Origin of the sequence: Leptolyngbya sp. PL-A3 (assembly GCF_039962325.1) — a bacterium.
In the GTDB taxonomy this organism is placed as follows: Bacteria; Cyanobacteriota; Cyanobacteriia; order Elainellales; family Elainellaceae; genus Vacuolonema.
Genome location: NZ_JAMPLB010000007.1, coordinates 181,797 through 202,554, shown reverse-complemented (window position 1 = coordinate 202,554; position 20,758 = coordinate 181,797). Strand labels below are relative to the sequence as shown.

The following is a 20,758-nucleotide window of genomic DNA, read 5'->3' as shown; positions in this document are numbered from 1 at the left end:
TGCTCAGTCAGAGCTACGATGTATTTCTTTTTTGCCATGCTGTTAAAGGGGGAGACGAGCTTTCATCCATTATCGTTTAGTTACCCCTCAAAATAAAGCTGACAGACCACTAGTACTCGACAGTTTAAATTTGCCCAGTTTAGAGATGAAGGAGACTTTTCCCGGCTTATACCCATTCAACACGATTCAGCAAGACATTCAAAAGCTTAGGCTTAGGCATTTTTGCTGTGTGGTGTGCTTTGCACACCACACAGCAAAAATGCTCTACAGATGGTGGACTTGGTAAGCCCTAACAATTGCGGAGAGTTAGACAAAGGCATCGGGGGCAGCGGCGTTGAACTCGGGCGATCGCCCCAAATATCCTTAATACGGTTTTGGGTTTGCCTCGCCTCCGCCAACCTAGGGAGTTCAGTGGTCCCAACCCGTTAAGGACGACGCAAAAATCCGCTTGCGAAGGAGGCTCCAGCTCCAGCAATAAACCCAAGGGTTCGCAAAAACTGTCTTCGGCTTAAATCAAGGGGGAAGGAAAACTTAGCCTCGTTTGCCTGTTTACGTGCCATAGGAGTGCGTTAAAGCCGCTGGACAGACAGCATTCGCAATTCCTATGACCCTGCCGTCAAGCGAAACTGCGCATCTCATGCATATCTATGGATTCTCCTAGAGGACTGATAGACATGATTTCTTCATTCCAAACTTAGTCTGACTACCAGCAATCGAGAATTCGTTGTCTTTATTTGTTTGTTTGAGTTGGTGATCGCATTAACGTCTACTCCACGTTCAATATCCTGAATATTGGCATCACTTTTCAAGAACAAATTACATCCGTTCATCGTAAGCGTCCCGATCGCAAAATTCCCACAATTAGCCACAAGCCTAAGAAGCTGGCGATCGCAAATAACGCATCACTCAACCACGACACCTGACTAAACTGTGAGTTGGCCGAAATAATTGCCGCTCCCATAATCAGCGAACCGACAAGGATACTGAAAGAGAGGCGATTCGCAGCGGTATCCATAGCCCGCCGCACCGAGTCCAATTCCTGTACGTTAATGTTCCATTGCAATGTCTCGGAGGTGAGCCGTTCGAGGAATAGTTCTACTTGACGGGGAGATTGCAGCGTCAAACTTTTCAGGTCAAGCACCGCCCGCAATAAAGAGGGAAGCGGTGCATTGCCCTGGAGTTGTTGCCGGAACACGTCAGCCATCAGGGGACGCACCTGTTCGGTGAAATTGAAGTCAGGATCTAGAATACGGGCAACGCCCTCCAGGTTGGCGATCGCTTTCGCACACAATCCCAAATTCCCTGGAATGCGGATGCGGTTATCGCGCGCAGCTTGCAGCACCTCATAGAACAACAGGCTAAAGTTCACCTCTGAGAGGTTGGTGCTGTAGTAGGTGCGGAGCAGGCGATCGTAATCCGTCTCCAGTTTGGCAAGACTGACGGGGTGGGAAGAGGGAGCCAGATTTAAGGTGAGCTGGGCACAGCGGCGAGCATCCATGCTGACGATGGAGAGGATGAGTTCTAGCAGCACTTCCTGGGTGCGAGGGTCGAGGCGTCCGACCATGCCGCAATCCAGCAGGCACACTCGCCCATCGGTCATGTAAAACAGGTTGCCAGGGTGAGGGTCAGCGTGGAAGAAGCCATCCAGACAGACTTGCTGGAAGAAAGCACGGAGGAGGAGGTCGGCGATCGCCCGCTGCTCCTCTGCACTTTCATGCAGTTCCGTTGACTCATCCCGCAACGCATTCAGCAACGGCTTCCCCTCAATCCATTCCATCACCAACACCTGCTCCGAGGTGAGGGGCCAGATAATTTCGGGAATGGTGATTTGGGTGGGGTCAAACCAATGGCTGGTAGAGAGATTTTGTCGCAGTTGCTCCGTGGCACGGGCTTCTTTCATGAAATCCAACTCGGCTCGGAGGGCTTGAACAAATTCCTCCGCCAGAGAGACAATGTCGTAATACTGGCCAAAGTCAGTCTGGGCGACCAATGCCGCCAAAAATTGAATCAGGCTAATATCCCGTTCCACCGCAACGGATAGGCCAGGGCGTTGCACCTTGACCGCTACCGCTCGTCCATCCTGGAGGGTAGCCCGGTGGGTTTGGGCAATAGAACCCGCGGCCACGGGCACAGCGTCAAAGCTGGAAAAGGTTTCCGTCAGGGATTGAGACAAACTTTCCTGAAGCACTTTTTCAATTTCGCTCCAGGGCTCGGGCGGCACATCTCCCTGTAAGGTGCTGAGGGATTCGATATAGGCAGGCGGCAACAAGTCAGGGCGGGTGCTAAGCAACTGCCCCAGCTTCACAAAAACAGGCCCCAGCTCAATCAGGATCTTTCGTAAAACTGCCGGAGTAGGCAATTTAGGTTCCTCAGCGCGGCCTACAGTCAGCAAGCCCCGCATATAATCCCATCCGTTCCGAAAGACGACCTCGGCAATTTCGGCCTGACGAGAGCTGCTCTTTACAAGACTGGCAAACATGGGCGATCGCTCCGGGGGTCGAACAAGGAAGGCCCCTTTGCCTTAGCCTAGCAAGGGAATAAGGGTTTCTGTGTCTACAGGAGGACAGGAATAAGAGTAGAAGCCCAAGAGGACACTGGGGATAGAAAGGTACAGCATCTCTGCTCTCTCACCCACCCAACTCCTCCAAAAAACGTTTTCCCTCAAGCCAAGGCCCAAACCCTGACGTTGCTGTGATATGACCGCCACCTTCGATCGCCTCAAACCGACTGCCCCAGGCTTGGGCAAACTCTTTGGAGCGGTGGAAAGCCATGTAGGGATCATCGGTGCCAGCGACGAGGATACTGGGAAAGGGGAGGGGCGATCGCGGCATGGGAGCCAGAGCTGTGATGGCGGGAATGGCATCGGGTGCTTCGCAATCCGCGGGGGCGACAAGCAGAGCACCGATGACCGTGTGGGGAGGGCATTGTTCAGCCCATAGGGGGATCAACACTGACCCGCAGCTGTGCCCGACCAGGAGAATGGGATCGGCGATCGCACGAATGGCGTGATCCAGGGTTTGCACCCATTCCGTGCGATCGAGGTTTTCCCAATCTCGTTGTTCGACCCGGCGAAAGTTGGGATGTTCTTTCTCCCAGAGGCTTTGCCAATGATCGGGAGCAGAATTGAGGTAGCCAGGAACGAGGAGAACAGTTGGAGGCATGCGATCGCGACATCTATAAACTGAGCCAAACAAATTTTTCAAAATGAAGCAAAAAAGCAAACGTCGTTGACTTTTCTGCTTCATTTTGAAGTTAACGATAATGATCCTCAAACGATTGGGATGGAGCAGATAGGATACACAAAAGATCAACTATTTGAGAAAATATTATCCTTAGACTTATGAAGAATCGATTACAAAATCTGATTCTCGGTCACACACTTTTGGTACCAATAAAAGCTAGCTTTTGGGATACGTTTTTGTGTGGCGTAATCAACGTAGGTGATACCAAAACGGCGATCGTATCCATAGGCCCACTCAAAGTTATCCATGAAGCTCCAGAGGAAGTAACCGGTTAAGGGGAAGCCTTCTGCCGTGGCACGATGTAGCGATCGCAGGTAGTGCCGCAGGTAATGAATGCGGTCTATATCCAATACTTCGCCAGACTTTGTCACTTCATCTTCAACAGCACAGCCGTTTTCACTAATAAAAACGGGTAACTCGGGGTGCTGAAGGGTTTCGCTGATGTGGCGAACGGCCCAATAGAGGCTGTCTGGCAGAATGTGTAACCAGGGCATATGCAAGCGCGGGTAGCTTTTAGGAAAAGGTACTTTTTCGTACCCTCGAGGCGTGGCTGCTGCCCGCACATACACTCCTGTATAGATATTCAAACCCAAGGCGTCGAGAGGTTGGTTAATAATTTCCAAATCGCCGGGAGCAATGTCAGGAGAATCCTTGCCCAGGTCTGCAAGCAATGCAGGGCTGTATTGTCCGGTGAGAGCCGGCACAATAATGCCACCGTTGGTTCCGGTTCTCGGAAAGGCGGCTTTGGCAGCGGCAATATCTTCGGGAGTTTCCGTCAAAGGCACGGTTGCCAGGAAGTTGTCCACCAAGGCTACCTGGCAAGGTTGGGGAGTGGCGGCGCGAATGGCCTGACAACCCAAACCGTGGGCCAGCAATGCATGGTGAGAGGTTTGCCAAACGTCTTTGGACGATCGCACTTTTGTCCCTGGCGCATGGGGAGGTTGCTGCACGCCATAACCCATGTGGGTAAAGCAGAAGATTTCGTTGATGGTCATCCAGTGGGTGACGCGATCGCCCAACCCTTTCACCACGACGGTCACATAATCGGCAAAGTCCTGGGCCATTTCTCGACTGCGCCATGACCCATACCGTTTTTCCAAAGCCTGAGGGCTGTCCCAGTGGAATAGAGTGACGTGGGGCGTGATGCCGTTAGCTAACAAGCAATCCACTAAACGATTGTAAAAATCTAAGCCGGCCTGATTGGTTTCCCCTCGTCCTTCCGGTACGATGCGAGGCCATGCCACGCTAAAGCGGTAATGCTTGACTCCCAGTTCCGCCATTAATCGAACATCATCTTCGTAGCGATGGTAATGATCACAGGCAATTTTTCCGGTAGCACCTTGCAGCGTACGTCCTCGGGTGGCACTGAAGGTATCCCACACGCTGGGCCGCCGCCCATCTGCCTCCACTGCGCCTTCAATTTGATAGGAAGCTGTTGAAACACCCCATTGAAAGGTTGGGGGAAAAACGTAATTCATAATGTTAGGAGATTGCGATCGCGACCAGGCAAGATTGAAGCTGTTTGCCTTTAGTCCAGCATAATTCAGTCAACCGAGCGACAATACTATCTCAAGGATTGATGTACATTCTCTACACAAAATGCAATCTTGTTGGAGGATGAATATCTTGGATAATAAGGATTCTTACAAAATTAAAACTCGTAACTTTTTCGGGAGAATGCGGTTAAGCTGCACTTTCCCGCAACGAATCTTTGTTGTGTAGGGTGCAAAGCACCCTACACAACAAAGATTTCATATAGAGAACTTGCATAAGCCTTGTGAAAGCCATTCTGAGTTTTATCAAAATAGCATCACCGCATAAAGTGCAATGTTTGAAAACGTTGGCGGAACTTGAGAACATCCAGCGCAACGGTTTCTGGTGGTTCTTTGTCAATTAAGACACGGCTAATCAACGTAGCCAGTTCGCCCATATCGGCAGTGGTCATACCCCAGCGCACAATTTCGGGGGTACCGATGCGTAGGCCATTGAGATCCCCTTCGATGGGTTCTATAGGAAGGCCAATACCCGACGTGAGCAGATTGGCGCGACGGAGAAGTTTTGCCGCCTGTTGGCCGCCGCCAAAAACTTCGGCAATAATCGCAAATTGATGCGAGTGAGTATATCCGTCCTTGGTTTTAAAGACGGGGATTTGGGCGATCGCCAACTCCTGAGCCAAAGCGATCGCAGTTTCTGCCATCTGAGCGGCGTAAGCCTGTCCGTAAACCTTCCAATCCAACAACGTAATTGCCAGGGATGCAGATTTTGCCGCATCAAAATTAGCGGTCAATCCTGGATACGCAATCTGGTCAAGTCGTTGAGCCAACTCTGGCTCGTTGGTCACCAGTAGCCCAGACGGAGGGCCACCCAAACTCTTGTAGGTACTCATGGTCATCAGGTGTGCCCCTTCCTCCAGGGGTTGTTGCCAGGCACGACCGGCAATCATCCCCGACAGATGAGCCGCATCGAAAAGGACGTAGGCTCCCACTTCATCGGCAATTTGGCGTATCTGGCGAATCGGGTGGGGGCACAGATTTAAGCTGCCACCAACCGTAATCAGTTGAGGTTTTATCTGATGGGCCTGTTGCCGCAATGCTTCGACATCAATGGTGTAGCTTGGAATATCCACAGGTGCTGTATGAATTTCTAGACCAAACAGCCCAGCAGCACCGGGTTGGTGATGGGTAATATGCCCTCCAATGTCAGGCGACTGCGCAATAATTTTGCTGCCTGCCTGACAGGTTGCCATGAATGCGTACAGGTTGGCCATCGCTCCCGAAGCGACACGGATTTCCGCAAACCGGGCATTAAATACTTCACAGGCGAGTTCAGTAGCGATCACCTCAATTTTCTCGATCGCCTCTAACCCCATCTCATACTTATCCCCCGGGTAACCCAATGAAGGACGGGAGCCTAATCCGCGACCCAGTACGGCTTCTGCCTTGGGGTTCATCACATTAGTTGCAGGATTGAGATTAATGCAGCGTTGCTCGTGAATGTCACGATTTTCAGTGATCAGGCGATCAAGTTCGGCCTCCAGTGCATCGGCATTGAGCGCCGCATACTGTTCTGCCAGGGATTGAATGTAGTTTTCAGAATGGGTAGGCACCCATGACCGCTTTGCCAGGGTTTGCATCAGCCTGTCTCCTAGGAAAATAAGCGAGCGATCGCATCCACCTTCCCCACCCCGGAGAAGCGGCCTGCAATCCATAGCCATAAATCGTATACGATTAACCCGTACAAATCGTATACCTCTCGCCATCCCCCACGTAACCTCCAAAGCCTTGCATCAAGCCGAAGCCATCATTGGGGAGGCCGAACTAGGAGAAGATTCATATTCATTCCGATCGCTATGTACGCTTACATCTATCTCTTACAAAATCTCAGGCTCGTTCTCAGCTAGAGCATTATGCCATCCTGGACGCATGTAAAAAGAGTGATATTCCAACGGCTATTTCCCTTCTCACCACACATTTACAATTAGCGAAATCTTTATTACTTGAGTATTTCAAAAATTGCGATATACAAAGCTAAAATGTGTACGTTGCTGAAGGTATGAAATGGGATGTGGAACTGTGGTTCCATATCCCATTTCATACCTTCAGCAACGCCAAAATATAAGACACCCGGTGTTCCTAAAAACACCGGGTGTCTGAGTTCCTTTATCTTCAGAAGTTTAAAGGAATCTATGTGAGGTGAGTGAAACTCACCTCACATAGATTAGCCGTTCAGATAAGCTTCTAACGCCTTGGCAACCACCTCACTCATGGAGATACCCTCAGTCGTTGCAGCAGTCTTCAGGCGATCGTACAGATCATCGCGAACACCAATGCGGTGACGTACTTTCGTGGCCTTGGCAACCATCCCCGACGTGTAACGGGCTGCATACTCCCGCAAACTTTGCAGACCCACACGATCGCAGAAATCTCCAAAGCTCTCACCGGGATGGCGATCGCGCTTAAAGTACACAAACAGTGGCTCCAGCGTGACTTCCAGATCGTTGATGTGGCTCTTGTCAGCATAAATTTGAGCCAACCGATTTTGGTGGGGATCAGCACCCAACCAAATCTGGTAAGACTCAGGGGATTGACCCACAAAACCCAACTCCGCCAGATAGGGACGGGCGCAACCGTTGGGGCACCCCGTCATGCGGATAACGAAATGCTCGTCTTCCAGACCTACTTTGGTCAGCAGGGCACGAATTCGATCGAGGATGCCGGGGAGTGCCCGCTCGGACTCGGTGACGGCGAGGCCACAGGTAGGCAGCGCAGGGCAGGCCATGGAGTAGCGCACCAGAGTGTCAATTTCTTCGACAGCTTTAATGCCGTGGCTGCTTAAAATTTCTTGAATTTCCAGCTTATCCGCCGGTTCAATGTCGTGGAACAGAACATTTTGATGCGGAGTCAGGCGGATAGGCAGCGCGAACTTCTGGTTAATCAGACGCATCGCAGTTTTCAGCCGGAAATCGCCTTCGTCTTTAATGCGGCCATTCTCCACAGAGATACCCAGGAAGAATTTGCCGTCGCCCTGGTCATGCCAGCCGAGAAAGTCCTTGTACTCGAAGGGAGGCAGCGGTTTGAGAGGTTGAATGGCCTTACCAAAGTAACCTTCAACAACGCTACGGAACTTGTCCACCCCCCAATCATTCAGTAGGTACTTCATCCGGGCGTGACGACGGTCTTTGCGATCGCCATAATCCCGCTGGGTTGCCACGATCGCCTTCACCAGGCTATATACATCCTCTTTATCTACATAGCCAATGGGGTCAGCTACACGGGCAAAGGTTTCTTCCTTATTGTGAGTCCGACCCAGACCGCCACCGGCGTAAACGTTAAAGCCCAGCAATTGCTTCTGGTCGTCGGTAATCACCACCAAGCTCACATCCTGGGAGAACAGGTCTACAGAGTTATCCCCTGGCACCGTAACAGCGATCTTGAACTTACGGGGCATGTAATGTTGCCCGTAAATAGGCTCTTCGCCATCGTGGAAGATAGTGCGGTTGCCGTTCGCTTGACGGGCCGCAACCACATCGGGATGCTCTTCCCCAGAAATAAATTTTTCTCCATCCAGCCAGATTTCGTAGTAGGCTCCGGTTTGCGGAGCTAGCAAATCTGCAATGTTGTTAGCGTATTCCCAAGCATAGATGTACTCCGGGTGGTTGGCATAGGGAGCCGGAGGAGCCATGACGTTACGGTTCAAGTCACCGCAGGCCCCAAGGGTAGATCCCATGTTCCGCACAATGGCAGCCATGACGGTTTTCAGGTTCTTCTTGAGGATGCCGTGAATCTGAAAACCTTGCCGAGTGGTTGCCCGCAGAGTACCGTTGCCATACTCCTCAGAAAGTTGATCCAACGCCGTGTAGAGTTGCGATGGAATAATGCCCCCCGGACTACGCGTCCGTAGCATAAACTGATAGTCTTTCTCTTGGCCCTTAACGCGGTTATCACGATTGTCTTGCTGGTAAGACCCGTGAAACTTCAGAATTTGAGTGCCGTCTTCGCTGAAGTGGGTCGTGTCTTGCAGCAACTCAGTCGCAATTGGCTCTCGTAACTGCTGACTGCGCTCCTTAATGCCTTCGACCTTTGATACTTGTGAGGCAGACGGTGCAGAAGTGGGAGACATAAGAATTCGGTTAGTACGCTGGACTGATGGGGGAATTCCCAGTATTCCTACCGGGATTATGGAAAATTAGTTCGAAATTGATTGTAGCACCTGTTCTGTGGATCCTGGTTACGACTTAATACGATGTTCACTTACGTTGTAGGGAGAACCCGGAGGTAAGAATCTACGTTCTCCTCATACCATGCTTCTGTTGAGTGTGGTGTATTAAACCGAGCCCATATATATAAGGTAGGGAAGTACTTGGCGCAAACTTGGGCACCTTCCATGTTTAGGGTTTTGAGATACGTTCTGTACAAGAAACGCGGCTCCTGGGATATCCAGAAGCCGCGTAGATTTCCTGTGTATCAATCAGGAGAAGACTTAGAAGCGGTAGGCCGCACCGAGTTGTAGGCTAATGGCAGCATCATTGCTGTCTTGATAAGCATCAATGCCCACTTTCGCGTCACCGTAAACGACGACATTCCGGGTCACCGCTGTTTCAGCACCCGCCATCACCACAGGGGCGTTCTGGTTACCCAGAGGGGTATCACCACCTTCCTCAGTTACGAAGGAGTAGCCACCACCCACATAGAGGTTGGTGCGGGGGGCGACGGGCAGATCGTAGGTTACGAGGGGCATCAGAGCAACGCCATCATCAGAGAACAGGGCAGCACCCCGTACAGAGACAGGCGCAACGGGCACATCGAAACGCCCCTGCACGTTCCCGCCAAAGGTGCCATCTTCGGCAACACCTGCGGAAATACCACCACCCAGGTAACTACCACTCATACCACCCACAAAGGGTTGAGCTGAGGCAGGACCTGCAGACAGCAGCATGGGGGCAGCGATCGCAGCGGTCATTACAGACCCCACAGCAAGGGATTTCAGTACGTTTTTCATGGTTTCAATCTCTCCTCAATCAAATAGTGAAGGCTTCAATGCGACGGCATAGAAAATGAATTGGGGGAGTACATCAAAGCTTCTATTAGGGCTTGCTTTAGTTATAAAAAACTAAAGTAATAGAAGGAAGATTTCACCCCTCTCTATTGATACTTGATTAGTGGAAGACCATCATTTTTGCTGATAACTTTCACCTGTTCAAGAACCTATTACAGTTGTATCGATAGCCTGAAGAACTTGGATTTTGCCATAGCCTCTTTCTACAACTGTCACACAATGTGGTGGGTCTTTATAATGACAATTATGCGGTAGCCAATGAGGCAAAGGCTTTGAAAAGTGGCTATTAGAAGGATAGCAACTATGTCTTAAATTGTGTTTTCAAGGTCTTCGCAAGACGCAAGAAATTGCAGTTTGGTTCCAAGGAACAAGAAGAATCACCCATCTGGATGAGCATCTTCTAACCGAAATAGCTAACCCAATTAGAACTTCTCTAAAAAGCGTGATTTTTTCAAGGGTCTTTAAATGCAAAAACCAGACTTTCCAAATAGCTCTTCAATATCGTGATAGAAATCCTGAATAGTTTTTGCAAGATAAGATGGGCATAGTTGGTTTTACTGGCAAAAACTGTTTCACAAATCATGTGGGAGTATACAGCGTTTTTCAACCGCTTAAAACCTGGTTGTTTTTGTGAGAGCCGCGCGGAGCGCGGCTCTCACAAAAACAACCGTGTCTAACTCAAGCGCAAGGCGCTGTATATCCCTTTCCAATTAGGCGAGATACGAGAAATGGCTGTAGAACCTTAACCCACATCTATACCTCGTACCTCACCCATTCGAAAATGCTGCCTGTACAATGCTGAGTCTTCTGGGTCTTATGTTCAATGAAACTGAGCTACTTCGTTAAGCCCTTGAGAATTCACCAATCGCAACAAATTTATGGGCTATCTCAGGGTATTCTGGGGAACCTTATAGAGTGAAGCCTACAGACAGCATTGGGGTTTTCACTTAGAACCTTTCATCTGCTCGCCTATAGTCAGGGCGTTTATATGGAGGTATCGAGCAACTCGCGCTACATATTGCTGGCTGGCTCTCACTCACTAAGCCAAATTTCATTATGGGTTATGGGTCGTCTGATTTCCCTTTCCCTGCTCTGCCGTCCTCAAATCATACCCGTGACATTTATCCCAATCCTATGGGCTCAAGCCTATCGAAGCCAGGAGCGTGGTCGGGTGTGAACCAACCGTTACAACAGTTTGATGTCAATCGTCTGATGCAGTTGGCTCAGGCGACTTGTCAGGTACCCACTGTCCTGTTGGTGCTGAAGCTAGGCACCACCCCTCGATATTCAATTGCTAGCCAAATTGGCTGGCCCTTTGTGCGGAGTGCCGAGCCTCTAGCCCGACCCCTATTTGAGCGGGTCGAATCTCATTTTTCTGGGGAAGCTCGAGCCATCCAGGGTACGGTTCAGACCGCTGCCAGCCGAACCAGCAAAATTCAGCGGTTGTCTCATTTTCGGACCTGGGCAGGCATCGGGTTGGGGGTAGATGGGCAGATGATGGGTGCTTTGCTGGTGCTCGACACTCAGCCTCGAACCCTGAACGCTGATCAGCTGGATATGCTGAGTCTGATTGCAGAAAAGCTGACCAGGCTGATAGCACCGATCGCCCCTGCATATCGGATCTCCCCGGAACCTCCGTCCGGCACGACTCCTAAAAACACCCTCGAACAGCTCCATCACCTGAATGCTATGAGTTGCTGGATGCAGTCCTGCATTACCCAGGCAGAATTGTTTCAGTCCCTGGCGGAGTGGGTTCAGCCTCTGATACCCGACTGCTCCGGCCGCATTTTACTCTCGCATGCGTTAGACGTTCACATGACCGTTGCCGTTGAGTGGGGAGAGTGGCCTTCCTCAGCAGAGAGTTGTGTAACCGTCTTTTGCCCTGTCATGAGAACAGAGCAGGCTCAGTTTAAGTGTTCTCGGCCCTGCCGCGATCGCCCCATCAACCTTGCGCACCCAAACACACCCACAGCCCTGCCCCCCCCGTCAGGATCACAATATTGTGTCCCTATTACGACGATGGATCAGGTGGTCTTAGGGGCATTAGCATTCTGGCAACCTCAGACGGATAAACTGCCCGCCGAGTTGTTACCTATGGGGGAGGCGATCGCCCAACAGCTAGCCTTAACCCTATGGCGACTTCAGCATATTGATGAATTGCAGCAGCGTAGTATTCGTGACCCCCTGACAGGTTTGTTTAATCGCCGCTACCTGGCAGAGACACTACCCCATCTGCTACATCGCGCCCTCCGAGGGCAACACCTCGTCAGTATCATTCTTCTAGACTTGGATCACTTTAAGCGCCTCAATGACCAGTTTGGGCACCTGGCAGGAGATCAGGTATTAAGGGATTTCAGCCTGTTTCTGAAAGGATTTGTACGGGGAACGGATATTGCCTGCCGATACGGGGGGGAAGAGTTCATTCTAATCTTGCCGCAAGCCCCTCTTGAAAAGGCCCAGGAGCGAGCCGAGCGCATTCGCCAGGGACTCCACTATATTTCCATGCACTATGCCGGAAAAAATATGGGCAATGTCACTCTCTCTGCCGGAGTTGCCACCTTTCCACGGCACGGCGACACGGCAGATATATTAATCGCAGCTGCGGACAAGGCACTGTATCAATCGAAGCTGAATGGGCGCGATAGGGTAACTGTATTTGAGCCATCCCATTAACTTCGCTGGGCCGAGCATCTCAAGCGGACACCTCCATAGAACACCTCAGCTTGAAAGACCAGTCAAATTTCAAATTGCGCTAAAACTCCTGAAGCTTGTACAGCCAATCGAGGGTACCGGGATCTTCGCGAAAGCTGATGAGGTCAGCTTGTTCAGGATTTTCCAGCATGGATTTTGCCAGCAGGAAGCCGGCGATCGTCCAGGTCTGGTATTTCCGAGACGCTTTGCCCACCAGACGCCCATAGCGCCCGTCGTAGTATTCAGGCCAGCCGTCATCGGCCAAACGTCGCTCCGCGATTTCCATGGCCCGTTGAGCTAATTCCATACGCCCGGTTTTAATAGCAGCTCCGACCAGGAACCACAGCAGCACAGGCCAGTTGCCACCGTTGTGATATGACCAGGGCACATTTTTGGGGTCGCAACCGGTGAGAATCTTCCATTCCTGGTCAGCGATCGCCGGGTAACAAATCTTCATCGGCATATGACCCACCAAATCCTGCCAGCGCTGCTCAATCAGGCTCATGATGAGCTGTGCTTCTTGAGCTGTCACCAGGGAAGACATAATTGCCATTAAATTCCCCAGGGCAAAAAAGCGGAAGTCCATTCGGGCAGGGCTGAGGTTGCCCACCAGATAACCGCCCTGCTCCGGCATCCAATCATGTACCCACTCAGGAATAGAGTCAGGGTAGATGTTGAATTTATTGATGGCAGAGGTACCAAATTCCTCAGAGCGGTAGCGATAGATATTGTTGAGCCGCTTCAGATCGAGCCAGTAGTACTGCCGCAGGTGGTAGCTTAAAGCTCCCAGACGCTGGTTGATGACCTCCAAATAAATGTCGCGCTTGTAGCCGGGTAGGAGCATTTCCCGAGCCGACTGCAGGGCCGCATAGAAGAGGGCTTGAATTTCCAACGGGTGACCGTCTACCCCCATACGGCGGTCAATCATGAAGGCACCATCGGGTACCAGGATGGTGGGGTACATGTCGAAGCGATCGGCCAGGCATAGTTTCAGAATCCATACAATGCCCTGTTGGAAATCAGGCTGGTAAGCCAGATCCAGGTCGCCTGTCGCCTTCACGTAGGCTCGCAGCACAATGAGCCACCATAAGCAGGAATCTACTGGGGTAACGCGGCCAATGGCGTGTTCGCCAAAATCAGCTACCAAGTAGTGATGGCTACCCTCATTCATCACCTTAAAGCTGGCTGGCATCAGTCCCCGTCCGGCGTGGCTGTAGTCCATTTGCTTGTCACTACTTTGCAACGCCAGAGTTTCAATCAAGAAATTACGAACGATGTCAGCTCGACCATTTAGCAAGAACACGAGGGCCGAGGATACAAAATCTCGTACGAAGCACTGATCGTAGTTCAGGGCTTCGACGCTAGGGTCTGAGGCAGCCACGGTACCAACGGGACGATCGCCATAGTAAATGATGGATCGTTCAAGTAGTTGCCAGGAATCCGTTGTAGTCTTGATCTGAGTCTCCATTGCGCAATCTGAGGATAACGGGTAAGGGGCAGATAAGGAAAACTAAAAAGTTGTGGCTATCCAACCCCGTACAATACGCCAGGATTTGGAGCCCACCCATCTCAAACAGGAACGAAGCAATGGCGATCGCCAACGCTACTACAGTTTGATAGGTATCTGCGAAGGAAGCATCCCCCTAGCTGGCAGGATGCACTCAAACACAGGATTAAATGAAGCGAGGATTAGGTGCGAGGGATAAGACTCTGGGTGCTTTACCTGGATCTAGCCTGAGCCCAAAGGAGGAGCTCGGCTTGTAGATGTATCCAGGGCAACCGGAAACGCGGGAAAGTAAACTCCTAAACGAACCGGTGGGGAACAGCGAGTGTGTCGCTCGACCGCTTGTAGCCCAATAGGGACATTTTTTTGGACAGAGCGGATAGCAAACCCAGGCAAGCCTAGGTTAGCAAAGAACAAGACTCAGTCCAAGGAGATAAAAGGACAATCATTGCCCTAACTTCCTCCTATGTAGCCACACCCAGAATGCATAAAAATACAACAACTTGCGATCAGAATTCCACCGTGGGCAGGAAATCTAACCCGGGATGGATGCGATCGCCCGACTGCTCTTTGAAGCATCCTCTACTACTAGCTTACGCGCAGTGCTTGGGATTGCGTCAGGTTTTAATTACGCAAGTTATGGAATCCATACACATTGATAAAGATTTCGACCTCCCGTTACTTAACGGCCTCGGCAGGCAAATTATTGGCCTTAGGATTGTGGATTTCTAGCGGCAAAGCCAGAGCCTGCCGAAACTTGGGTGCGGTCAAGCTTTATGAAGTTTTGAAACACTTGGGAGGTTGGTAAAAGTAGGAGTTGGCCCATTGTTGATGAGCGTGGCCTGCCGCCCTGCAGAAGTGGTAGATTTTGCCGCTTCTGAAGAAATCACCAGCTCAATCTCGCCGTAGGATTCAGGCCGCTCTGCTAACCGCTCTGCCCACTCAATTGCGACTAAGCCAGGAGGATACTCATTTCCATCCCAATAGGTTTCTAGATATAGGTTTGCGGCTTCTTCTGAAGTGAGCCGATACAAATCCAGATGATAGAGGGGAATACGGCCTTCGTAGTATTCGCTGATCAGCGTAAAAGTTGGGCTCAAAATAGGGTCGGTGATGCCTAGCGCTCGACCAATTCCTTGCACCAGAGTCGTCTTGCCGCTGCCCAGATTGCCATGGAGCAACAGAACAGTACCAGGTGGAAGCGATCGCCCCAAAAATTCGCCCAGGGCCAGAGTCGCGTCAGCGTCTGCCAGAGATATCACCGATGCCGTTGTGCTCATGCCCTCTGCGCCCCTACCTGTTTCATTCATCTAGATTGCGGTGCAACTTTGCCATTTTCCTTAAGGATAGGTATTTTACCCACCGGATTTAAGTAAAGTGGCTACCTTACAAGGTCTAACCCCCAACCATGACGGGTATTAGCTTATAAGCCGCACTTATTCTATACTCACATCCTGGCTGTTTTTTAGACTAATCAAGTCAAGACAGTGCACTTCCATTGGGTGTAGTCACACGCAATGAAAATGCACTGTTCTGGTTGAAAACAAAGGGGGATGCAACTGCATCCCCCTTTGACAGCCTGCTTAGAGAAATTCGCTTCACAATACCTGCTTAGACAGGCAGCGGGCGATCGCTCGTCATCTCAAAGCAAAGGGGGACGCAACCGCATCCCCCCTTGATGCCTATTTAGAGAAATTCGCCTACTCAAAACTGCCCAAGACAGGTCATACTGGCGATCGCTCTTCAACGGGTTGATTTAGTTGTCGTAAACGCGGCACTCATCAGCTTCGGGGTTCGCATCGCAGTACTGCTCAAAACTAGTCTTCTCATCGCCCCGCTCCCGTTGGTGGGACGCTTCTGCTTGCAGTTCTTCAACAGCGTCCCAGGCAGCGGCACATTCTGCCGAACCATCGCCCTTGATTTCGCAAACTTCGCGAGCTTGGTCACGCTCTTCTTGAATTTTTTGGTGGATGTCGCTCATAGCTATAACACTCAGAGGTTGATATACGGACGATTGTATCGATAGTGCCCTCAGAATAGAGTAACTCGACGGACGGTTTCGTCAAGTCACCCAGTCAGGCTATCAAAATGGGTGAGTGAGTATTTCTACTCTTCTATATTGTAACGTGCGATTGTCAGCACGACTTGCGCCTATCGGCCAAGCTCAGCTATTACCAAAGGATGTAGCTTTTGAAAACCACTCAATCTTCACCAATTCCGGGCACTTCGGGCTTCTGGCAGTATGTCAAAATGGAGACTTAAAGAAAAGTGGAAAATTATACTGGCCCCGTATAATTCCGGTAAACCCAGTTCAGCTTCCGCTGGTGGTGACAAAGACGCACAGGATGGACGCAATGGCAGACCCCCAAACCGACCCGATGCAGTGGGTTAATGCGCTATCAACGCAGCCTTCCTTAGAGGCGGCAGTGAATGAAGTCGTTGAGCAAGCCCTAAGCCAACTCCAGGCTCCGGCGGATCTGGCCATGGTGTTCATCTCCTCTGCCTTTGCCAGCGAGTATTCCCGGTTGATGCCGTTACTAAAGGCAAAGCTGTCAGTTTCCGTGCTTATAGGTTGTAGTGGTGGCGGCACTATCGGCGTTGAGGTTAGCGGCCAAGTCCGCGAAATAGAGGATGCTCCTGCCCTGAGTTTGACCCTAGCCCGCTTACCTGGAGTGAACCTTCACCCCTTCCACATTGACAGCGATGACCTCCCTGATTTGGATGGTCCGCCTCAGCGGTGGGCAGAGTTAATCGGCGTCCCCCCCGAAGAAAATCCCAGCTTCATTCTGCTCTCAGATGCGATGTCATCGGGCATCAATGATCTACTGCAAGGAATGGATTTTGCTTACCCAGGTGCCGTGAAGGTTGGTGGCATGTCTACGGGACCATCCCCCTTTGGCACCGGGCTCTTCTGCAACTTTGAGCTGTACCGTGAAGGAACCGTAGGGTTAGCGCTGAGCGGGCGGGTCGTGCTGGAGGCAATCGTGGCCCAAGGATGCCGCCCCATTGGCAAGCCCTTCCGAGTCGTAGAAGGCGAGCGCAACATTCTCATCAAACTGGAAGCCCAGGAAGCAGGAGCCAGCGTTTGTACGCCGCTGGAGGCATTACAGGAGCTCTATCAAGACCTGGATGCTGCGGATCAAGAACTGGCCCAGCATTCGCTGTTCGTCGGAGTGGCCCAGTCTGAATTCAAGCAGAATTTGGAACCAGGGGATTTTCTAATCCGGAATATGCTGGGCGTAGATCCCCGTATTGGAGCCATTGCCATTGGCGATCGCGTCCGCCCAGGCCAACGTATTCAGTTCCATCTGCGCGACTCACAAGCCTCTGCCGATGACCTGGAGGCTTTGCTGGAGCGTTATCAGAAAGAACATCACGGCGTTCAACCTGTTGGGGCGTTACTCTTTGCCTGTGCTGGCCGGGGAGAGGGGTTGTACGACCAGCCCAACTTCGACTCGGGTTTGTTTCGTCAGTATATTAACCGCATTCCCCTCAGCGGCTTTTTCTGTGGTGGCGAAATTGGCCCTGTGGGAGGTTCCACTTTCTTGCATGGCTATACCTCCGTCTTTGGAATTTGCCGCGAACCATGACCGAAAGAAAACGTTGGCGGTCCCTGGCTCTGGCTCTGGCATTGGTTGGAGCGGGAGGATGGCGATCGCCCCTTCTGGCATCCATCTGCCCGGCTGACCTTCCCCAGGCAATTGAGACTATCCTCCAACAACAATCCATCAGCCGCCGTGCCCGTTGGGGTATTCAGGTCAGTCCCATAACCGGAGGTGAGCCCCTCTACACGCGAGATGCCCAACAGTTTTTTATTCCTGCCTCAAATATAAAGCTGTTAACCACAGCAGCGGCTCTGACAGAATTAGGGCCTGACTACCAAATTCGCACGTCGGTTTATCAGTTGCCATCCGCAGCCGGGGAAACCGTGCTGCGAGTCGTAGGGCGAGGCGATCCAACGTTTACAGCAGAATCGCTACAAAATTTAGCACAGCAAATTTATAACCAGGGCGTTCGCCGTATAGATCGGCTAGAAGTCGATGATTCCTACTTCACAGGCGACCCCATCAACCCGAACTGGGAGTGGGAAGACTTACAGGCAGGCTATGGAGCTCCGGTTAGCAGCTTGATGCTAGATGGCAATGCGATCGCCCTTCAACTAACCCCCCAATCCTCTGGCCAGCCTTTGCATGTAGCCTTTAATAACCCCGTCGATGCTGGCAACTGGCAAATTATTAACCTCAGCCGCACGCTGCCCGCCGGAAGCAACGAAGAGGAATTCACCCAAGTTCAGCAGGATGGACAGCGACGGGTACTCCGGATTGAGGGGCAACTGCAAGCAGGTAGCGAGGCTGTGGAGGAGGCGATCGCTACCCCAGATCCAAATGGGCGTTTTCTACGCCATTTTCAGTCAGCCTTAAGGGCTGTGGGAATAACGGTCGAGCGAGGGACAACGCCAAATACAGCCACCTTTCCCCCCCTCCCCAGCTCGGCATCAGAGATTGCCTTTACGCTCTCCCCGCCCCTCTCCTACCTGATAACCCAGGCCAATACCGAAAGTGAAAACCTCTATGCGGAAACCTTGCTGCGCCAGATTGGAGTTCGCCACACCTTATCGCAACCCTCGACGCTAGTAGCCGGCTTAGAAGGGGTTGAAGCTATTTTGGCTCCTCTAGGTGTTGATCCAGATAGCATTGACCAGACGGACGGTTCTGGGTTAGCTCGCCGTAACTTAGCGACACCCGAGGCCTTTGTACAAACTCTCCAGGCTATGCACCGTGGTCCTGCGGCTCAGATGTATCAGAACTCTCTGTCTGTCGCTGGTGTCTCAGGAACCCTCCAAAACCGCTTTCAAGGAACTCCTGTGGAAGGCCATTTATGGGGTAAAACAGGGGCCATTAGTGGGATTGCAGCCCTATCCGGTTACCTTGAGCCAGACCATCACCCCCCTCTGGCCTTCAGTATCTTAGTCAATCATTTTGACCAGCCTGTGCGAACAATCCGTCCCACAATCGATCAAATTGTAGTGTTATTAGCAGACCTCTCTTCTTGCTCCAGCAATTAACGAACTGGATAGATGAAGTGTGCATGACACATTTGTCATAACCGTATTCATGACAGCCGAATCATCTTGTTTGTACCTGATAACGAGCAATCTCATACCTTTGTATTTTTCGGGGCTTACCACTACGGATCAGACAAACCCCAAATTGCTCAATTTCACGAGGGAAATCCTCTAACCAGTCATTCTTTACAAGATAAAGATTGGGCGATTTAAGAACCCGGCGAACACAGCGAGAACAGCGAACACGACGGGTTCGAACGGGAACTTTTTCGGGAGCTTTATCAGGACAGGGGGTACGCCCTTTCTGGTCATAAGGCGTGCAATTAAGATTGGCAGGATCTGCGCTGCACAGCACGTAAGAGGACCAGTATTCTCCAATAAATCCCGCAGGAGCAAGATTCTCAAATGGCTGTAGACGCAACACATAGGGTGGTGCCACTTTCAGAGCCAGGACTGGAGTAGCTTGAAGAAAAATAGAAGCAATAGCCATCAGAAATAGGCCGAGTTTCATACGACGCCCATAGGCACCCGATACCTGTTCTACCAACAACAGAAATGCCATCCAGGCTGAGATGTAAACGACTGAGAAATATCGCAGACTTACATCGTTGATATAGAGCCAGTTAGATACCAGGATTAGCCCGAAGGAAAAAATAGCATTCAAGAAGAAGAGCATTGCCCAATGAGGAAAACGGCTCTCAAGCAGAAAGCTTCTTTCGGTACTCCACCAGTAGATGGCATAGCCCACCAGCAGCACAAACAAAACAGCATAAATTGAAAGGATTGGGCTATCAACTTGAAATGTTAATGTTTGAATGGCCGATGTTATAAGACGATTGAGTACCTCAAGGATTTGCGAAAAGCTGCTGAACCCTCCATAAGGAGAAGTTCCAGAGGCTTCATGCTTGGCAAATAAGATAAATGAAAAGCCTACAATAGAAGTAATGATGATATTAATTACATCAGGTATTAGGAGGTTTCGCAGGCGATCGCGCCAGGAAATATCAGTACCCTGATTAACAGTTTTATCAACGTGCTGTACGGTAATGGCTGCCAGGATAGCCATAAACACAAAGTGCAGGTCGGATATCCAGAGTGAGGTAAATAGGCAAAGGGTTGCGCTAGAAATGAGAACCTGACGCCTCCATTGCTTCAGATGCTTCTGTTCCAGCAGGTAGTTGATAATGAAAAGAGCTATTCCTGTAAAAGCAAACTGGGGCCCATAGGGGTGGGCAGGAAAAACGAGCTCGTGAAAGTGTGGGATTGGAAGAAACCAGGCCAGGGCAAAAATTAAGCGAGAGAAGTATGTTTTAAATAGAGTACTAAGACAGATAAAACCAGCCAGTAGAAGCCCATACTGTACATAGGAAATGGCTTCAACGGGCGATAAGGACGTAATCTTTAGTAGAAGATTGCTTAGAATTGGAACGGCACTCCCAAGGCGATTTTGGCCCCAATAGTACAAATCTTCAGGGAGTTTGAGATGGTAGGCCATTAAGATATGAACGGCCATATCTGAGTTCAGATTAGGGATGCGATCAGCTGCGAATCTCCGAAATGAAAGCAGAAAAATGAGGACTATTAAGGATTTAGAAATCAGCGAACGGATTGATTTAAGAGAGTTAGACGTGGACAGCAAACCTATCTTTCCTTACTAAAGAGAATTTAAGTTTCCAAGCGTAAATCTATAAAGCTGATCCA

Annotated in this window: 14 protein-coding genes; 3 read left to right on the top strand and 11 right to left on the bottom strand. The window is 50.8% G+C overall.

From position 1 onward, the window contains the following. Window positions 1-425: 425 nt before the first annotated feature. The 7 genes from NDI52_RS08340 to NDI52_RS08310 form a co-directional block, all read right to left on the bottom strand. Entirely contained in the window at window positions 426-560 is a 135-nt protein-coding gene (locus NDI52_RS08340; RefSeq protein WP_277874875.1) for a hypothetical protein, read from the bottom strand. Window positions 561-826: 266 nt separating this feature from the next. Continuing rightward, a complete protein-coding gene (locus NDI52_RS08335; protein WP_190774901.1) occupies window positions 827-2,479 on the bottom strand; it encodes an AarF/ABC1/UbiB kinase family protein in 1,653 nt (550 codons plus the stop codon). Between the two features lie 148 nt (window positions 2,480-2,627). Further along, a complete protein-coding gene (locus NDI52_RS08330; protein WP_190774900.1) occupies window positions 2,628-3,161 on the bottom strand; it encodes an alpha/beta hydrolase in 534 nt (177 codons plus the stop codon). A 191-nt stretch (window positions 3,162-3,352) separates the two neighbouring features. Beyond that, window positions 3,353-4,720 carry a GH1 family beta-glucosidase gene (locus NDI52_RS08325; RefSeq protein WP_190774899.1) on the bottom strand — a complete coding sequence of 456 codons (1,368 nt, stop codon included), beginning with the start codon at window positions 4,718-4,720 and terminating at the stop codon, window positions 3,353-3,355. A 332-nt stretch (window positions 4,721-5,052) separates the two neighbouring features. Beyond that, window positions 5,053-6,375: an aminotransferase class I/II-fold pyridoxal phosphate-dependent enzyme gene (locus NDI52_RS08320; protein WP_190774898.1), complete on the bottom strand. Its 1,323-nt coding sequence runs from the start codon at window positions 6,373-6,375 to the stop codon at window positions 5,053-5,055. 584 nt (window positions 6,376-6,959) lie between these two features. Next, complete coding sequence (gene sir / locus NDI52_RS08315) at window positions 6,960-8,861, bottom strand: sulfite reductase, ferredoxin dependent (protein WP_190774897.1); 1,902 nt, start codon at window positions 8,859-8,861, stop codon at window positions 6,960-6,962. Window positions 8,862-9,221: 360 nt separating this feature from the next. Next, complete coding sequence (locus tag NDI52_RS08310; protein WP_348256383.1) at window positions 9,222-9,740, bottom strand: outer membrane beta-barrel protein; 519 nt, start codon at window positions 9,738-9,740, stop codon at window positions 9,222-9,224. Between the two features lie 1,191 nt (window positions 9,741-10,931). Here NDI52_RS08310 and NDI52_RS08305 point away from each other — a divergent pair. Beyond that, the gene (locus NDI52_RS08305; RefSeq protein ID WP_348250371.1) at window positions 10,932-12,470 is read left to right on the top strand and encodes a GGDEF domain-containing protein; all 1,539 of its coding nucleotides are present in this window, start codon (window positions 10,932-10,934) and stop codon (window positions 12,468-12,470) included. 79 nt (window positions 12,471-12,549) lie between these two features. On the opposite strand, the gene NDI52_RS08300 is transcribed toward NDI52_RS08305, so the two are convergent. From NDI52_RS08300 to NDI52_RS08290, 3 genes are all read right to left on the bottom strand, one after another. After that, complete coding sequence (locus NDI52_RS08300) at window positions 12,550-13,956, bottom strand: glycoside hydrolase 100 family protein (protein WP_190774894.1); 1,407 nt, start codon at window positions 13,954-13,956, stop codon at window positions 12,550-12,552. 803 nt (window positions 13,957-14,759) lie between these two features. After that, window positions 14,760-15,272 (bottom strand): tRNA (adenosine(37)-N6)-threonylcarbamoyltransferase complex ATPase subunit type 1 TsaE, encoded by a 513-nt coding sequence (gene tsaE, locus NDI52_RS08295; RefSeq protein ID WP_190774893.1) that lies wholly within the window; start codon window positions 15,270-15,272, stop codon window positions 14,760-14,762. 476 nt (window positions 15,273-15,748) lie between these two features. After that, window positions 15,749-15,973: a Calvin cycle protein CP12 gene (locus tag NDI52_RS08290; RefSeq protein ID WP_190774892.1), complete on the bottom strand. Its 225-nt coding sequence runs from the start codon at window positions 15,971-15,973 to the stop codon at window positions 15,749-15,751. Window positions 15,974-16,346: 373 nt separating this feature from the next. On the opposite strand from NDI52_RS08290, the gene NDI52_RS08285 reads away from it, so the two are divergent. Both NDI52_RS08285 and dacB read left to right on the top strand, forming a co-directional pair. Continuing rightward, on the top strand, window positions 16,347-17,582 hold the full coding sequence (locus NDI52_RS08285; protein ID WP_242045988.1) for an FIST N-terminal domain-containing protein: 1,236 nt from the start codon (window positions 16,347-16,349) through the stop codon (window positions 17,580-17,582). Beyond that, complete coding sequence (gene dacB / locus NDI52_RS08280) at window positions 17,579-19,057, top strand: D-alanyl-D-alanine carboxypeptidase/D-alanyl-D-alanine-endopeptidase (protein WP_190774891.1); 1,479 nt, start codon at window positions 17,579-17,581, stop codon at window positions 19,055-19,057. The genes NDI52_RS08285 and dacB overlap by 4 nt, the downstream gene beginning before the upstream one ends. 61 nt (window positions 19,058-19,118) lie before the next feature. Here dacB and NDI52_RS08275 read toward each other — a convergent pair whose 3' ends face one another. Further along, on the bottom strand, window positions 19,119-20,570 hold the full coding sequence (locus NDI52_RS08275) for a hypothetical protein (RefSeq protein ID WP_190774890.1): 1,452 nt from the start codon (window positions 20,568-20,570) through the stop codon (window positions 19,119-19,121). Window positions 20,571-20,758 lie beyond the last annotated feature (188 nt).

Excerpts from the sequence above, each read along its gene's own strand:
- dacB (WP_190774891.1), top strand. The coding sequence starts at position 17,579 with ATGACCGAAAGAAAACGTTGGCGGTCCCTGGCTCTGGCTCTGGCATTG.
- NDI52_RS08320 (WP_190774898.1), bottom strand. The coding sequence starts at position 6,375 with ATGCAAACCCTGGCAAAGCGGTCATGGGTGCCTACCCATTCTGAAAAC.
- NDI52_RS08290 (WP_190774892.1), bottom strand. The coding sequence starts at position 15,973 with ATGAGCGACATCCACCAAAAAATTCAAGAAGAGCGTGACCAAGCTCGC.
- NDI52_RS08325 (WP_190774899.1), bottom strand. The coding sequence starts at position 4,720 with ATGAATTACGTTTTTCCCCCAACCTTTCAATGGGGTGTTTCAACAGCT.
- tsaE (WP_190774893.1), bottom strand. The coding sequence starts at position 15,272 with ATGAGCACAACGGCATCGGTGATATCTCTGGCAGACGCTGACGCGACT.
- NDI52_RS08275 (WP_190774890.1), bottom strand. The coding sequence starts at position 20,570 with ATGGCCGTTCATATCTTAATGGCCTACCATCTCAAACTCCCTGAAGAT.
- NDI52_RS08300 (WP_190774894.1), bottom strand. The coding sequence starts at position 13,956 with ATGGAGACTCAGATCAAGACTACAACGGATTCCTGGCAACTACTTGAA.
- NDI52_RS08330 (WP_190774900.1), bottom strand. The coding sequence starts at position 3,161 with ATGCCTCCAACTGTTCTCCTCGTTCCTGGCTACCTCAATTCTGCTCCC.
- NDI52_RS08285 (WP_242045988.1), top strand. The coding sequence starts at position 16,347 with ATGGCAGACCCCCAAACCGACCCGATGCAGTGGGTTAATGCGCTATCA.
- NDI52_RS08340 (WP_277874875.1), bottom strand. The coding sequence starts at position 560 with ATGGCACGTAAACAGGCAAACGAGGCTAAGTTTTCCTTCCCCCTTGAT.
- NDI52_RS08335 (WP_190774901.1), bottom strand. The coding sequence starts at position 2,479 with ATGTTTGCCAGTCTTGTAAAGAGCAGCTCTCGTCAGGCCGAAATTGCC.
- NDI52_RS08305 (WP_348250371.1), top strand. The coding sequence starts at position 10,932 with ATGGGCTCAAGCCTATCGAAGCCAGGAGCGTGGTCGGGTGTGAACCAA.
- sir (WP_190774897.1), bottom strand. The coding sequence starts at position 8,861 with ATGTCTCCCACTTCTGCACCGTCTGCCTCACAAGTATCAAAGGTCGAA.
- NDI52_RS08310 (WP_348256383.1), bottom strand. The coding sequence starts at position 9,740 with ATGAAAAACGTACTGAAATCCCTTGCTGTGGGGTCTGTAATGACCGCT.